14 protein-coding genes and 1 pseudogene are annotated in these 14,298 nt (G+C 65.6%); 10 read left to right on the top strand and 5 right to left on the bottom strand.

Annotation, left to right across the window (positions count from 1 at the left end; translation table 11 throughout):
* The first annotated feature begins 8 nt into the window (after positions 1 to 8).
* From M2342_RS06315 to M2342_RS06290, 6 genes are all read left to right on the top strand, one after another.
* The gene (locus tag M2342_RS06315; protein WP_264578463.1) at positions 9 to 569 is read left to right on the top strand and encodes a (2Fe-2S)-binding protein; all 561 of its coding nucleotides are present in this window, start codon (positions 9 to 11) and stop codon (positions 567 to 569) included.
* Between the two features lie 121 nt (positions 570 to 690).
* Positions 691 to 1,632, top strand: a complete 942-nt coding sequence (locus tag M2342_RS06310) for an RcnB family protein (protein ID WP_264578462.1) — start codon at positions 691 to 693, stop codon at positions 1,630 to 1,632.
* Positions 1,633 to 1,781: 149 nt separating this feature from the next.
* A complete protein-coding gene (locus M2342_RS06305) occupies positions 1,782 to 2,471 on the top strand; it encodes a prolyl hydroxylase family protein (RefSeq protein ID WP_264578461.1) in 690 nt (229 codons plus the stop codon).
* A 161-nt stretch (positions 2,472 to 2,632) separates the two neighbouring features.
* Positions 2,633 to 3,073, top strand: coding sequence for an RcnB family protein (locus M2342_RS06300; RefSeq protein WP_264578460.1), 441 nt, complete (start codon positions 2,633 to 2,635; stop codon positions 3,071 to 3,073).
* A gap of 185 nt (positions 3,074 to 3,258) precedes the next feature.
* On the top strand, positions 3,259 to 5,091 hold the full coding sequence (locus M2342_RS06295) for a DUF885 domain-containing protein (protein ID WP_264578459.1): 1,833 nt from the start codon (positions 3,259 to 3,261) through the stop codon (positions 5,089 to 5,091).
* Between the two features lie 140 nt (positions 5,092 to 5,231).
* On the top strand, positions 5,232 to 5,678 hold the full coding sequence (locus tag M2342_RS06290; protein ID WP_264578458.1) for a hypothetical protein: 447 nt from the start codon (positions 5,232 to 5,234) through the stop codon (positions 5,676 to 5,678).
* 42 nt (positions 5,679 to 5,720) lie between these two features.
* On the opposite strand, the gene M2342_RS06285 is transcribed toward M2342_RS06290, so the two are convergent.
* Entirely contained in the window at positions 5,721 to 7,322 is a 1,602-nt protein-coding gene (locus M2342_RS06285; protein WP_264578457.1) for a lysine--tRNA ligase, read from the bottom strand.
* A 179-nt stretch (positions 7,323 to 7,501) separates the two neighbouring features.
* Here M2342_RS06285 and M2342_RS06280 point away from each other — a divergent pair, with 179 nt between their 5' ends.
* A complete protein-coding gene (locus tag M2342_RS06280; RefSeq protein ID WP_181560205.1) occupies positions 7,502 to 7,861 on the top strand; it encodes a PilZ domain-containing protein in 360 nt (119 codons plus the stop codon).
* Between the two features lie 15 nt (positions 7,862 to 7,876).
* On the opposite strand, the gene M2342_RS06275 is transcribed toward M2342_RS06280, so the two are convergent.
* Both M2342_RS06275 and M2342_RS06270 read right to left on the bottom strand, forming a co-directional pair.
* Positions 7,877 to 8,089 carry a hypothetical protein gene (locus M2342_RS06275; protein WP_264578456.1) on the bottom strand — a complete coding sequence of 71 codons (213 nt, stop codon included), beginning with the start codon at positions 8,087 to 8,089 and terminating at the stop codon, positions 7,877 to 7,879.
* On the bottom strand, positions 8,086 to 8,535 hold the full coding sequence (locus M2342_RS06270; protein ID WP_181560207.1) for a DUF983 domain-containing protein: 450 nt from the start codon (positions 8,533 to 8,535) through the stop codon (positions 8,086 to 8,088). The genes M2342_RS06275 and M2342_RS06270 overlap by 4 nt, the downstream gene beginning before the upstream one ends.
* A gap of 80 nt (positions 8,536 to 8,615) precedes the next feature.
* Here M2342_RS06270 and M2342_RS06265 point away from each other — a divergent pair, with 80 nt between their 5' ends.
* From M2342_RS06265 to M2342_RS06255, 3 genes are read left to right on the top strand one after another with little or no spacing between them, the layout of a single operon-like run.
* Positions 8,616 to 9,989 (top strand): PLP-dependent aminotransferase family protein, encoded by a 1,374-nt coding sequence (locus M2342_RS06265; RefSeq protein WP_264578455.1) that lies wholly within the window; start codon positions 8,616 to 8,618, stop codon positions 9,987 to 9,989.
* Between the two features lie 56 nt (positions 9,990 to 10,045).
* Positions 10,046 to 12,844: an ATP-dependent DNA helicase gene (locus M2342_RS06260; RefSeq protein WP_264578454.1), complete on the top strand. Its 2,799-nt coding sequence runs from the start codon at positions 10,046 to 10,048 to the stop codon at positions 12,842 to 12,844.
* On the top strand, positions 12,841 to 13,392 hold the full coding sequence (locus M2342_RS06255) for a SixA phosphatase family protein (protein WP_264578453.1): 552 nt from the start codon (positions 12,841 to 12,843) through the stop codon (positions 13,390 to 13,392). The genes M2342_RS06260 and M2342_RS06255 overlap by 4 nt, the downstream gene beginning before the upstream one ends.
* A 244-nt stretch (positions 13,393 to 13,636) precedes the next feature.
* On the opposite strand, the pseudogene M2342_RS06250 reads toward M2342_RS06255, so the two are convergent.
* Positions 13,637 to 13,909: pseudogene (locus M2342_RS06250) on the bottom strand (MerR family transcriptional regulator); the annotation flags it as partial.
* Positions 13,910 to 13,994: 85 nt separating this feature from the next.
* On the bottom strand, positions 13,995 to 14,291 hold the full coding sequence (locus tag M2342_RS06245; protein ID WP_181560211.1) for an integration host factor subunit alpha: 297 nt from the start codon (positions 14,289 to 14,291) through the stop codon (positions 13,995 to 13,997).
* Between the last annotated feature and the right edge of the window lie 7 nt (positions 14,292 to 14,298).

Raw genomic sequence — 14,298 nt, 5'->3', positions numbered from 1 at the left:
CAGGCCCAATGACCAAGTTCACCGTCAACGACCGCCCGGTCGAATATAAGATGGACCCGCAGACACCCTTGCTGTGGGCATTGCGGGACGCCTCCAACCTCACCGGCACCAAATATGGCTGTGGCACGGGCGACTGTGGCGCCTGTACGGTCGACATTGACGGTCTGGCGATCCGCTCCTGCCAGGTCACGATCGCCGCGATGGAAGGCCGGTTCGTCACGACCATCGAGGCACTGTCGCCCGATCGCAGCCATCCTGTGCAGCAGGCCTGGGCAGCGCAGATGGTGCCGCAATGCGGTTACTGCCAATCCGGCATGATCATGGCGGCCTCCGTGCTGCTGCGCCGGAACAGCAACCCGACCGACGCGCAGATCGACGCGGCGATGACCAATATCTGCCGCTGCGGCACCTATCCGCGCATTCGCGAGGCGATCAAGCAGGCGGGGCGCATCATGCGCGGCGAGGAGCGCGTCGCGGCCGCGCCTGCACCGGGCATCGCGCCAGCAGACGCCGCGCGCCATGTGCCTGCCATGACCCCGCCCAGTGACGGGCGCTCGACGGCCGATTGAGCGTCCCGCTGCGAGACAAGCTTTCGCATCGCTGTCAGCAATGTTCAGCATGACGACAGCGGCCTTGTCGTAAACACATCCTTAATGGCGAAGAACCGCCTGCTTTGAGGATGTAACCACGATGAGCCGTCTTTTGACCTTCGGCCTGCTGGCTTCCACCATGCTGGCCACAGCGCCGGTTGCTGCGCAGGAGCGCAGCGCCAACCGGGGTGACTGGATCCGCAACCAGAACCAGCAGCAGCAATCCGCGCCCCGGCAGGACGGTGGCGATCGCCGGCGTGACTGGTCCGGACAGCGCGGTGGACCGTCGCGCGGGGACGGCATGCGCCCGCAGCCGGCTCCGCAGCCGCGCGCGCCCTCTACGGTGACCACGACCCGCGTCGCGCCGTCCGATGCGCCCCGCCCCAATTGGCAGGACCGTCGCGCACCCGACCAGGCCGGCCGGCCCGACAGGCCCGAGCAGCGCGAGCGTCCCCGCGATCAGCCGCGCAGCTGGAATGACACCAGCCGGAACAATGCCAACTGGCGTGACGATAACCGCCAGCAGGCGGAGAACCGCGCCGAATGGGAGCGCCGCCGCGAGCAGGCCAATCGGGATGGCAACCGCACCGACTGGCGAGACCGCGACGACGCGCGCCGCTGGGATGGTCGCCGCGACAATGACTGGCGACGCAATGACAGCGCCAGCCGGGACCGCGCCGATTGGGAGCGGCAGCGCCTGAACGAGCGCCAACGCTGGGCCGACCAGCGCCGCTGGGACAATCGCTGGCGCAACGACCGGCGCTATGACTGGCAACGCTACCGTACGCAGTATCGCTCGGTCTACAGGATGCCGACCTATTACGCGCCCTATGGCTGGAACTACGGCTACCGCCGCTTTTCGATCGGCATCTACCTGAACGACATGCTGTTCGGGCGGAATTACTGGATCAGCGATCCCTACGAGTACCGCCTGCCGCCCGTCTACGGCTCGCTGCGTTGGGTGCGCTATTATGACGATGCGCTGCTGGTCGACACGCGTGACGGCTATGTCGTCGATGTGATCCACGACTTCTTCTGGTGAGCGGGTCGGCGCCCGCACCAAGCCCTTCCTGAGCGGCCTTCAGGAAAGACTGGGCCGGTTCCCGCTTCGGCAGGGGCCGGTCCTTTTTTGGGTGCGGGCGCACCGCCTCCCCCTTGCTAAGCCCGGGATCGGGATGGCAGGAGACAGGCATGAAGCAAGATTGGCCAGATGACGCGGAACTTCCCTCGCAAGCCCGCGCGGAGATCGGGGTCCGCGTGCGCCAGCGCCTCTCCCGCAACCCGATGATCAGCCGGGTGCAGACAGAGCGGGCCGAGATGTTCCTGCGCCACGGACTGGTGACGCCCAAGGAATGCACCGAGCTGATCGGCAAGATCGATGCCGGGTGCAAACCCTCCAAGCTGTTTTCCGGCACCGAGTCGGGGTACCGCACCAGCAGCAGCTGCAATCTCGATATCTACGATCCGCTCGTGGTCGCGGTGACGAAGCGCATCGACGCGCTGATGGGCATCGAAGGCGACTATGGCGAGCTGCTGCAGGGCCAGCGTTATTACGAGTCCCAGCAATACCAGCTCCATTGCGATTATTTCCCCGCGAAGGTGCACTATTGGCCGGCGATGCGGGCGACCGGCGGACAGCGCTGCTGGACGGCGATGGCCTATCTGTGCGACGTCGAAGCGGGCGGCGAGACGCAATTTCCGCGCCTCGGCGTGACCATTCCGCCCCGCACCGGCACGCTGCTGATCTGGAACAATATGACAGCGGACGGCAGCCCCAATTACGATACGCTGCATGCGGCCCTGCCCGTTACCAAAGGCGCCAAATATGTCGTGACCCGCTGGTATCGCGAGCGCCCGTGGGAACCGCGTAACAAGCCCTGACTCCGCGCTCCGCCACCCGGGGGAACCTCAGACAAATTGCGACACTTATGAGCGAAAGCTGACACAGCCGTTCGCGCGCCATTCAGCCCGTCGAGCCGATAAGGATCAGGCGACCAAGGCCGCAAAACGAGGCGCCTGGCCGGCACTGAAAGGAGTGTCACATGATGAAAAAGTTTCTGCTCGGCGGGCTTGCAGCCCTCACCCTCATCCCCACCACCGCGATGGCCCAGCCCTATCATGCCCAGGACCGGCAGGATGTGCGGGAAGCTCGTCGCGACGTGAACGACGCCCGTCGCGATGTTCGCGATGCCAAGCGTGACCTGCGCGACGCCCGCTGGGACTATCAGCGCGAGGTGCGCGACTATAATCGCGAGCGCCCGTGGCGCGCGGCCCCGTTCAAATATCAGAACTTCAAGGCAGGCGTCACCATCCGCCCCGTCTATTACGGCCGCAACTATGTCGTGAATGACTGGCGTCGCTTCCACTGGGATGCCCCCCGCGCGAACCAGGTCTGGGTGCGCCATTATGACGACGCGGTGCTGGTGAACACGCGCACCGGCAGGGTCGTGAAGGTGATCCACAACGCCTTCCGTTACCGCTGATCACGCGTCCCTTTTCGGGATAAGAATGAAGAGGGCTGCGCCGACATTCGGCGCGGCCCTTTTTGTGCGGCTGAGCATGCTTTCGCGCGACGAAACGAGCCGGTCGAGCGTTGTGATGAACAGCGCGCGGCGCTACGCATCGATGCATGCGATCCCCCGATCGACCTTCCCGGAAAGGACTTCCCATGTTCCGCGCCCCGCGCCTTACCCGCAGCCTCTCGTTGCTGCTTGCCTCCACCGCTTTTGCTACGCCCCTGCTGGCCCAGACGCCTGCGGCGCAACCCGCCGGCCAGACTGCCTCGAGCGAGGATCAACGCCTGACCGCGCTGTTCGCCCGCGCCAATGAGGCCACGCTCGCCAACAACCCGCTCGATGCTCTGTTTCGGGGTGATATGCGCCATGCCGACCGCATGGGCGATTATATCAGCGACGCCTATTTCGCGACCGAGCGCAAAATCGCGCAGGACAATCTCGCCGCTCTCCACGCTATCAACCGCGACCGGCTGAACGCCCAGAACAAGATCGCCTATGACGTGTTCGAATGGGAAGTGCAGGACAAGCTGACGAAACTCAGCCCGCCGCTGGTCAACATCAGCGCGGTCATCCCGATCAATCATTTCACGGGGCTGCACACCTTCTATCCGACCCTGTCGTCCGGCAAGGGCGCGGCGCCGTTCAAGACGCTCGCCGACTATGAGAACAACCTCAAGCGCCACAAGGACTATGTCCGCTACCTCGACCGCGCGATCGGCCGCTTCCGCGAGGGCATGGCGAGCGGCGTTGTCGAGACCAAGCTGACCATCGGCAATACGATCTCGCAGCTCGACGCCCTGCTGGCCCAGCCGGTGGACGAGTCGCCCTTCTACCAGCCGGTGAAGGATTTTCCCGAGGACATCGCGCCGCCTGACCGGCAGCGGCTGACCAAGGCCTATCGGGACGCGCTGATCAACGAGATCAACCCCGCCCAGACGCGGCTGCGCGACTTCCTGAAAGCGGACTATCTGCCGGTGGCACGCGAAGGCGTTGGCCTCAGCGCCATGAAGGGTGGCGCGGAGCTTTATGCCGCGCTGGTCAAGAGCATGACGACGCTGCCGCTCACGCCGGATTATATCCATAACCTCGGCCTCTCGGAAGTGGCGCGCATCCGCAGCGAGATGGAACAGGTGCGGGACGAGGTGGGATTCAAGGGCACGCTCGGCGCCTTCTTCACCCATTTGCGCGAGGCCCCGGAATTTCACCCCAAGTCCCGCGAGTGGATGACGGAGGAATTCTACCGCATCGGCAAGATCGTCGATGAGAAGGTGCCGAGCCAGTTCTCAACTCTGCCCAAGGCCAAGCTGGAAATCCGGCCCTATCCCGAATTCCGCGAGAAGTTCGAGGCTGGCGGTTCCTACGAGAATGGCACGCCCGATGGCACGCGCCCCGGCGTGTTCTACTTCAACGCCTATGACCTGCCCTCCCGCAGCATTCCGGGCATGACGACGCTCTATCTGCACGAAGGCGCGCCGGGCCATCACTTCCAGATCAGCCTCGCGCAGGAAAATGCCAGCCTCCCCGACTTCATCCGCTTCGGCGGCAACACGGCCTATGTCGAAGGCTGGGCGCTGTATGCCGAGACGCTGGGCTATGATTTCGGCCTGTTCAAAGACCCCTACCAGCGCATGGGCCATCTCGACGATGAGATGCTGCGTGCGATGCGGCTGGTGGTGGATACCGGCATCCACGCCAAGGGCTGGACCCGCGATCAGGCCATTGCGTACATGCTCGACAACAGCTCGATGGGGAAGACGGACGCCACCGCCGAGGTCGAGCGGTACATCGCCATGCCCGCCCAAGCCCTCTCCTACAAGATCGGCGCGCTGACCATACAGCGCCTGAAGAAGAAGGCGCAGGCGGCGCTTGGCGACCAGTTCGACGTCAAAGCCTTCCACGATCAGGTGCTGATGACCGGCGCGCTGCCGATGAGCGTGCTGGAGCGCAAGATCGACGATTGGATTGCTGACACCAAGGCTCGGTAATCGGCTGCGCCCTGTGTGCACTCGGTGGCCCGCCCAAGCGAGAGCCACCGGGACTGACCCCGACATCGGCCTCAATCACTATTGCAATTCGTTCGCAATAGCATATCCTGCCAGCCTTCATTCTGCTGGAAGGGGTCGCCATGACCAGGGATTTATCCGCTCTTTTCGCCTTTCGGGACCTGCGGTCCTTTCCGTTGACGGCCATGCACCTCATCATGGCCGCGCGGCTGTGCATTATCTACGGCCAGTCAGGCCGTGATCCTGTGCCGGACCTCGCCGTCCGCTTGCGGTCCATGGATGCCGCCCGGCGCGTCATTCTGCTCGTGCGGGGATTGCAGGAGGGTTGGCCCGAACATTTCCTCGTGCATCGCCCCTGCGCGATGTCGCTCAGCCCTGACGAGGCGCTGCTTGGCGATCTGGCGGTGACGGCGATCCAGGGCGACGAGGCGGAGGCCACGCGCCTGCTGCGCGAGACGCTGCCCTGGGATGTCACGCATTTCCTCTTTCACCAGACCGTCGCAGCCGTGGCGGCGATCCGGTCCGCGCAATTGCAGCCGCATCGTCCCGAGAACCGATGCGGCTGCTGAACGCTGGGAACGTTGGAGGGTAGCTCACCCCCGTTCTACTGATTATGCGGCTGCCAAATCCAGCGCCTGGGCAATCAGCTTGCGGCTGTTTGCAATGCCATAAAGTGCGATGAAGCTGCCCATGCGCGGCCCCTGCTGGGCGCCGAGCAAGGTCTCATAAAGCGCCTTGAACCAGTCGCGCAGCTGCTCGAAGCCGTAATGCGGGTCCTTGCCGATTTCGTAGACGATATTCTGGATGTCTTCGGCCGAGGCGTCGTCCGGCAAAGCGGCTAGCTGGGCATCTAGTTCGCGCAGGGCCAGCGCTTCGTTGGGCTCCGGCGCGCGGCGCTTGAGCGTGGGCGCGACGAAATCGCGATTATAGGCCAGCGCATTGCGCACGAGGCCGGCGACGCGCGGATAGCGCTCCACCGAGGCATCGGGCGCGTAGTTGCGCAGATAGGCCCAGACCTGATGCTCGGTCGCATCGGCGCCCATGACGCCGACCAGATTGAGCAGCAGGCCATAGGTCACCGGCAGCGGATCGTCCGCCACCTGCCCGCCATGGACGTGGTGGACGGGATTGCCCAGGCGCTTGTCCACGGCCTGCGTGGCATAGGCGGAGCGGAACTGCTCATAATCATCGACCGCGCGAGGGATGACGCCGATGTGCAGCGACTTGGCTGCCTTGGGCTCGCGATAGATATAGAAGGCCAGGCTCTCTTCCGAGCCATAGGTCAGCCACTGCTCGATGCTGAGGCCATTGCCCTTGGACTTGGAGATCTTCTCGCCCTTCTCGTCCAGGAACATCTCGTAGTTGAAGCCCTCGGGCGGACGTCCGCCGAGCGCACGGGCGATCTTTGAGCTTTGCGTGACGCTGTCTATCAGATCCTTGCCGGCCATCTCATAATCGACGCCGAGCGCCACCCAGCGCATCGCCCAGTCGACCTTCCACTGCAGCTTGGCGCCGCCGGAGAGGATGCTCTGTTCGATCGTCTCGCCCTCATCCTCGAAGCGGACGATCCCGGCATCGGCATCGACCACCTCGACCGGCACCTGCAGCACGATGCCGCTCTTGGCGCTGATCGGTAGCACCGGCGAATAGGTTGCCTGCCGCTCCTTGCGCAGCGTGGGCAGCATGATGTCCATGATCGCCTGATAGTTGCGCAGCACATTGCGCAGGGCGTCATCGAACTGGCCCCCGCGATACATGTCCGTCGAGGAGACGAATTCGTAATCGAACCCGTAGCGATCGAGGAATGCGCGCAGCATCGCGTTATTGTGATGCGCGAAGCTCTCATATTTCTCGAACGGATCGGGCACCTGGGTGAGCGGTCGGCCGAGATGTTCGGTCAGCATGGCCTGATTGGGGACGTTGTCCGGCACCTTGCGCAGCCCGTCCATATCATCGCTGAAGGCAATGAGCCGCGTGGGCGCGCCGGTCATTTCCTCATAGGCGTGGCGGACCATGGTGGTGCGCTGCACCTCGTTGAACGTGCCGATATGCGGCAGGCCCGAGGGGCCATAGCCGGTCTCGAACAGCATCGGCGTACCGCCCGCTTTGCCTTGCGGATAGCGCTTGAGCAGCTTGCGCGCTTCTTCATATGGCCAGGCCTTGGAGACCTTCGCGGCCTCCCGCAGTTGAGCGGCATAATCAGCATCAGTCATGCGGCGAGCCTCTAGCGCCAAGAGCGCGCGCGCAACAACCAAAAAGGCCGGAGAGCAAAAAACAGAAATGCGACGAAACGAAAATTTTACCAATTGGTGTAAGACATCGTGAACGTCCGCCGGAGACGCAAAACCCCTGGGGAGGGGAGAATCGGGTGGGCTTGTGTGGGAGTCTCACCGTGGACCATAAGATCGACCGGCCGCAGCGCGTCTGCGTCCAAGTTCCTGTTATCATAACGACCGTGCTCGACGTGCAGGAGGCCACCTTGGTGGACCTGACCGAAGATGGCGGCCTAATTTCAGGATGCAGCCTGAGCGAAGGTACACGCTTCCAGATCGATTATATGAGCGAGACGATCTATGCCCAGTCCATCTGGCATGAGGTTGACCGCACCGGCTGCCGATTCATTTTCCCGCTAAGGGATGGCGCGCTCTATCAGCATCTCGAACTGGCCCGATCAGCCCTTTTCGCGGAAAGTGCGGCCTTCGCGGATGCGAGCGCTGGCCCAATCCGCGGTTTTGGGCGCCGCCTCGCCTGAGTCCCGTCTTTTACCTCAACATTCCTCGCCGACGAGCCGCCGGCCGTTGCGCCGGACCGGGGGGCCGGATTCTGGCTGGAGAATCTTGAGCAGGGCAAGCGCGAGCCGGACTTCCACGAAATCATCACCCTCGCCCGTCGCCACGCGCTGAGCCTCTTCGGCGAAGCCGCTCTCGCGCAGATGCTGTGCTGCGGCCTTGCGGGCCAGATCGATGGGCGCAGCCGTCACGGCCGGTCGCCCGAAGGCGCCACCAGCGGACCATCCGCGCCATAAGGGCGCCAAGGTTGCGACACCCGCCCTTCCCGCGCCTTGAAGAAATACTGGCTGCAGATCAGCCAGCCCTTGAGCGGCCGCAATGGCAGGATGCAGGTGGCCAGCACAAGCGGCAGGGTCGTGACCAGATGCAGCCACAGCGGCGGATCGGCCTTTACCTGCAGCACGAGCGCAAAAACGACCGCCGGCACGCAGGCGAAGCAAATCACGAAGAATGCGGGGCCATCGGCCGGCTCGGCATAATCATAAGAGAGACCGCAGACCTCACAGGAGTCGCGGATCGTCAGGAATCCCTTAAATAGCCGGCCCTGCGCGCAGCGTGGACAGCGGCCGCGCAAACCGGTGCGCACGGGGTCATGCCGAGGCCCGTTTTCTTGCTCTTGCGTGGTCAGGTTCGACATGGCGATTGCTCCATTTCCTTTGGCAATCAGATAGGCGATATGTAGGTATCATCCCACCATACATAAAGCGGGCGCTTGCCATGCAGAACTGGGTTGCCCTGATCCGCGCCGAGAAATTCCGCCCCGCCCATGGGCCAAAATATGCCGCCATTGCCGATGCCCTGCGCGGCGCGATCCACTCCGGCGAGTTGCGACCCGGAGAACGCCTCCCCGCGCAGCGCGATCTGGCCGCGCAGCTCGGCGTGGACCTGACGACGGTGACCCGCGCCTACACGCTGGTGCGCGAGGCCGGGCTGATCGAAGGCGCCGGGAAGCTCGGCAGCTTCGTGCGCAACGACATCGCCTTGCCCCGCTTTGGCGAAACCGCGAGCGACCGGGGCATGAATGTGCCACCGCAGCCGGGTTTCAACCTGCTGCCACAGGCGATCCACAATGGCATGGCCAGCCTGCTGCGCGCCGGTCGCCATTCCCCGATCCTCCAATATCAGCCGAGCCTCGGCAACATCGCGGACCGCGCGCAAGGGGCCGAGCGGCTGGCGGCGCTCGGCTTGCCAAGCGAGGCGGACCAGATCGCCATTACGGCAGGCGCCCAACATGCCTTGCACGGGCTGGTCCACACCATCTTGGAGCCGGGCGACCGCCTGTGCTGTGCGCCGTTCATCTATCCCGGCATGATCGCGCTGGCGCGGCGGCGGGGGCTGGTGCTCACGCCCGTCGATGTCGATGATGAGGGGCTGATACCGGATGCGCTGGACGCTGCCCTGCGCGAGGGCGCGCGCGCCGTCTATCTCACGCCGACCAATGACAATCCCACCTGCATCACCATGGGATTGCGGCGCCGGGAGGAAATTGCCGCCGTCATTGCCGCGCATGGCGCGACGCTGATCGAGGACGACGCCTATGGGCAGCTCTGCCGCGCCGCCCATCCGCCCTGCGCGGCGCTGATCCCGGCGCAAAGCTGGTATATCGCCGGCACGTCCAAGCTCATCTCGCCGGTCTTGCGCGTCGCGCATGTTCGCGCGCCCTCCGCAGAGCAGAATCTGCAACTGGGCGCGGCGCTCGGTGACAGCGCCGTGATGGCGCCGCCGCTGAATGTCGCGCTGGTCAGCCACTGGTTGCGCGAAGGGCTGTTCGGTGCGCTGATCGATGGCGTGCGGGCGGAAGCGGTCACGCGGCACCGGCTCGTGACGCGCCATCTCGGCGGCCTGCCCTACCGGATGCAGCCCGAGGGTTACCATCTCTGGCTGGACCTGCGCGATACCAGCGGACGGGCGCCGGATATCGACGCGCTGATCGGTGTTCTGGGCGGCATGGGCCTTTCTGCCGTGGCCGGCAGTGCGTTCGCCGTTGAAGATGGCGCGTCCACGCATATGCGCCTGTCCGTCGGCGGCGCGCTCGACCATGGGGCGATCGAACGTGCGCTGCGGCACCTCCGGGACCGACTGGGGCGCTGAGCCCGACCACCGGCCGGCGGTTATGCGGTAAAATAACCGAACGGCGCGTTCCCCTTATGGACCAAGCACGCTATGGCTGCCTGGTGTCCCCATCCGATCCGATCCTGCCGGGCCTGCCACCGGCGCTCCATGCCAGCCATGCGGGCATTTGGCTGACCGATGGCAGCGGCGAACAGACCATCGGGCTTGGTCGCGGACAAGCCCTTGCGCGCGCCGCGGATACGCCGCTCCTGCTGGTCAATGCGCCGTTGCTGGGATCGCGATTGGGCTATGCGGATCTCTCTGGCCTCGACCTGCTGGAGCTATTTGCCTTCCTCTTCCCCGCTCAGTTCGTGATTCCCACAGTTGCGGGGCTCGCCCGGGCCATGGGCCTCGCGCCGCCGGCCAGCGACGCCGAGGCGGCGCGGCTCATCCCGCAGATTGCCAGCTCCATGCTCGGCTGGACTGAGCGAGCCGACTGGGCGGAGCGCGAAGGCGCCTGGACCAGCCTCAATCAGCTCGAGCGGTTGCGCTGGAGCTGGGCGTCGCTGCTGCGTCCGCGCATTCGCCAACCGGCTGAGGCCGAGCGATGGCTGTTTACACGCCTGCCGCAATGGGAGGAGCAGGCGCCCCGCCCTGCCCCGCGCCCCGTGACCCTCGACGAGGCGGATGTGCTGGCGCGCCTGCGCAGCCTGACCGGCAGCGGCGCCGAAACGCGGCAGGGCCAGCGCGATTTCGCCGCCGCCGCGTCCGGCAGCTTCGCGCCCCGGCCGCGTGAGGACGCGCCCAATGTGGTGCTGGCGCAGGCGGGCACAGGCATCGGCAAGACGCTTGGCTATCTCGCGCCCGCAACGCTGTGGGCCGAGCAATCCGGCGGGACGGTGTGGATCGCGACCTACACCAAGGCCCTGCAGCGCCAGCTCGACCGCGAAACCCGGCGCCATTATCCCGACGATGCCGCCTTCCGCCGCCATGTCGTCATTCGCAAGGGGCGTGAGAATTACCTCTGCCTGCTCAACCTGGAAGATGCCCTGCAGGGCGGCTTCGCCGGGCGCGCGGCGGTGCTGGCGCAGTTCGTGGCGCGCTGGGCGGGCTATACGCGCGACGGGGATATGGTCGGGGGCGATCTGCCGGGCTGGCTGATGGCCCTGTTCCGCCGCGCGGGCGCGACAGCGCTCACCGATCGGCGCGGCGAGTGCATCTATGCAGGCTGCCCGCATTTCCGCACCTGCTTCATCGAACGGGCGACCCGCGCCAGCCAGAATGCGGACATTGTGATCGCCAATCACGCGCTGGTGATGATCAACGCTGCGCGCGGGCGGGAAGCCCAAGGCACGCCGACCCGGATCGTTTTCGACGAGGGGCACCATCTGTTCGATGCGGCGGACTCGACCTTCGGCGCGGCACTCACCGGGCGCGAGGCGATCGAACTGCGGCGCTGGATCATGGGGCCCGAAAGCGAGCGCAAGGGGCGCCGGCGCGGCCTCGCCGCCCGCCTCTCCGATGTCGCGAGCTATGACGAGGAAGGCGCCGAGGCCATCGACGCCGCACGCGAAGCCGCCCGCGCCCTGCCGGCCGAGGACTGGCTGCGCCGCGTCGTCGAGCATGATGCCGCGGGCACAATCGAGGCGGTGTTCGCCGCCGTCCGCGACACCGTCTACGCCCGCGCCGAACGGGACGGACGCGACACCGATCCGGGCTATGGGCTGGAAGTGGACCTGAGCGAAGCGGACGGCGCACTGATCGATGCAGCGACCGATGCCGCGCGCGCCCTTGAGGCACTGCTGGGACCGCTCCAGCGGCTGGGCAAACGCCTCGTCGCCGTCATTGAGCTTGCGCCGGACTGGCTGGACGGCCCGGCGCGCGCGCGCATCGATGGCGCGATTTCCGCCCTTGGCTGGCGGTGTGATCTGCTGCGCGCCTGGATTGCGCTCCTGCTGCGCGTCGGCGGGCCGCCCGAGCCCGCCTTTGTGGACTGGCTGGCGGTAGATCGCGTCGAGGGCAAGGAATATGACATCGGCCTGCACCGCCACTGGCTGGACCCGACCAAGCCGCTGGCGGAGACGGTGATGCGCCCGGCCCATGGCGTGCTCGTCACGTCGGCGACCCTGCGCGCCGGCGGCGATACCCAGACGGCCGTCGAGCGATCGGGTGCGGTGCACCTCGGCCGCGCGCCGCAGTGGTTCGAGGCGGCCAGCCCCTTCGACTATGCGCGGCAGAGCGAAGTGCTGATCGTCACCGACATCAAGCGCGGCGACCTACCCGCGCTGGCCGGTGCCTATGCACGGCTAATCGAGGCAGCGGGCGGCGGGACGCTGGGGCTGTTTACGGCCATTCGCCGGCTGCGCTCCGTGCAGAAGCGCATTGCCGATCGGCTCGCCCGTGCCGGCCTGCCGCTCTATGCGCAGCATGTCGACCCGTTCGACCCCGCAACCCTGATCGACATGTTCCGGGACGATCCGCGCGCCTCCCTGCTCGGCACGGATGCGCTGCGTGACGGGATCGACGTGCCGGGCGATTCGTTGCGGTTGGTGGTGATGGAAGGCGTGCCCTGGGCCAAGCCCTCGGTCCTCCACGCGACGCGGCGACAAGCCAGTGGTGAGCCGACCGCCTATGATGATCGGCTGGTCCGCGCCCGCCTCGCCCAGGCCTTCGGGCGGCTGATCCGCCGGGGTGACGACAGCGGCCAGTTCGTGATGCTCTCCTCGGCCATGCCCAGCCGATTGTTGAGTGCTTTTCCACCCGATGTCCCCATCCTGCGCATTCCGCTCGATGAAGCCATCGCTCGCGTGCGCTCCCGCCTTGGTTCCTCGGCCGATATCGGGCAGAGACCGCTGGACGGATCTTATGAGACTAGGGTGTCCACCAAGGAATGAAGACGGTTATCGTTCTGCGCCATGCCAAGTCTGACTGGAGCGATGCCGCGCTGCGCGACTTCGACCGCGGGCTGAACGGCCGCGGCGAGCGCGCGGCAGCCGTGATGGGCCAATGGGCCGCCGGTCACGGCGTAACCTTCGAGACGATCATCGCATCGCCCGCCGTCCGCGTGACGCAGACATTGGCACGTTTTCGTGACGCTTATGGCCCCTGCCCCGAACCCATGCGGGACATGCGGCTCTATCTGGCTTCTGCCGGAACCATAGCAGAGGTGTTGAGCGAAACCGCGCCGGACCGGGCCTCGGTTCTGTTGGCCGCCCACAGCCCCGGCCTTGAGGGTTTCATCCTGACGGCCAGCGGCCAAGAGCGGCTGGCCGGACTGCGCGCATCCGTCGAAACGAAATTTCCGACCGCCGCCATGGCCGTGCTGACCTTCGATGTGGCGGAGTGGGCTGACCTGGCCAGCGGATTCGCTGATGCGGCGACGCTTGAAACCTTTGTACGGCCACGCGATCTGGATCCGAGTCTGGGGCCGGACCAGCGCTGAGTCGGAAGCGCAGACAGGCCGCTCAACCGGGGTTGAGCGCCTCTTCGAGATTGTTGCGGATCACCCTCAGCCTTGCAATCACCGTGGAGATGTCCGGCGAGGCTGGCGCGCGCGGGCGAACCGGCTGATCGACGGCCGTCCCTGAAAACAGGTCGTCCATTGCCGTCCGTGCCAGACTGGAACGCCCGTCGCTCACCGCGGGCGCAGGCCCTTGCACGAGCCGCTCCGCGGGTTGCGCTGCGTCTGCCTCAGGGAGGGGAGGCGCCGACGCTGCCTTGCGCACGCCGGCCAAGGCCCGCTGCGCACCTGGCACAGTAAAGCCTTCCTCATTCAACAGTCGATGAATCCGACGCGCAAGTTCCACGTCCGCCGGCCGATAATAGCGGCGATTACCAGAACGCTGGAGCGGACGAAGCTGCGGGAACCGGGTCTCCCAGTAGCGCAAGATATGCTGCGCCACGCCCAGTTCACGAGCAAGCTCTCCAATCGTCAGAAACGCGCCGTCATCTTTGGCCATGCCTTATTCTGCAACGAGATACGCGCGCGGGTCAATCCGCGACCGACCGCACGAGCCCATCACGCGACAGTCAGCCGTGAGATATTCAGGCGCCGGCGACGCGTTCGCGCAGCGTCTGACTCGGCCGGAAGGTGAGAACCCGCCGCGGCGTGATCGGCACCTCGACGCCGGTTTTCGGATTGCGCCCGACGCGCTCGTTCTTGTCGCGCAGCACGAACGTCCCAAAACCGGAAATTTTGACATTCTCGCCTTGCTCAAGTGCCTCACTCACAAGGTCGAGCACCTGCTCGACAATCTGCGCGGATTCAGACCGCGAGAGGCCGATCTGGCGGTTGAGCCGATCAGCGATCTCAGCGCGGGTCAACGTTTCTTCTGAACTCATTTCGCCC

Origin of the sequence: Sphingobium sp. B8D3A, assembly GCF_025961995.1 — a bacterium.
Lineage (GTDB): Bacteria > Pseudomonadota > Alphaproteobacteria > Sphingomonadales > Sphingomonadaceae > Sphingobium.
Note: the sequence above shows the minus strand (reverse complement) of the source record. Positions and strands in the feature narration are given on the sequence as shown.

Bases quoted from the DNA above. Each gene is read 5' to 3' on its own strand.
- M2342_RS06315 (WP_264578463.1), top strand. From the start codon at position 9: ATGACCAAGTTCACCGTCAACGACCGCCCGGTCGAATATAAGATGGAC.
- M2342_RS06310 (WP_264578462.1), top strand. From the start codon at position 691: ATGAGCCGTCTTTTGACCTTCGGCCTGCTGGCTTCCACCATGCTGGCC.
- M2342_RS06305 (WP_264578461.1), top strand. From the start codon at position 1,782: ATGAAGCAAGATTGGCCAGATGACGCGGAACTTCCCTCGCAAGCCCGC.
- M2342_RS06300 (WP_264578460.1), top strand. From the start codon at position 2,633: ATGATGAAAAAGTTTCTGCTCGGCGGGCTTGCAGCCCTCACCCTCATC.
- M2342_RS06295 (WP_264578459.1), top strand. From the start codon at position 3,259: ATGTTCCGCGCCCCGCGCCTTACCCGCAGCCTCTCGTTGCTGCTTGCC.
- M2342_RS06290 (WP_264578458.1), top strand. From the start codon at position 5,232: ATGACCAGGGATTTATCCGCTCTTTTCGCCTTTCGGGACCTGCGGTCC.
- M2342_RS06285 (WP_264578457.1), bottom strand. From the start codon at position 7,322: ATGACTGATGCTGATTATGCCGCTCAACTGCGGGAGGCCGCGAAGGTC.
- M2342_RS06270 (WP_181560207.1), bottom strand. From the start codon at position 8,535: ATGTCGAACCTGACCACGCAAGAGCAAGAAAACGGGCCTCGGCATGAC.
- M2342_RS06265 (WP_264578455.1), top strand. From the start codon at position 8,616: ATGCAGAACTGGGTTGCCCTGATCCGCGCCGAGAAATTCCGCCCCGCC.
- M2342_RS06260 (WP_264578454.1), top strand. From the start codon at position 10,046: ATGGACCAAGCACGCTATGGCTGCCTGGTGTCCCCATCCGATCCGATC.
- M2342_RS06255 (WP_264578453.1), top strand. From the start codon at position 12,841: ATGAAGACGGTTATCGTTCTGCGCCATGCCAAGTCTGACTGGAGCGAT.
- M2342_RS06245 (WP_181560211.1), bottom strand. From the start codon at position 14,291: ATGAGTTCAGAAGAAACGTTGACCCGCGCTGAGATCGCTGATCGGCTC.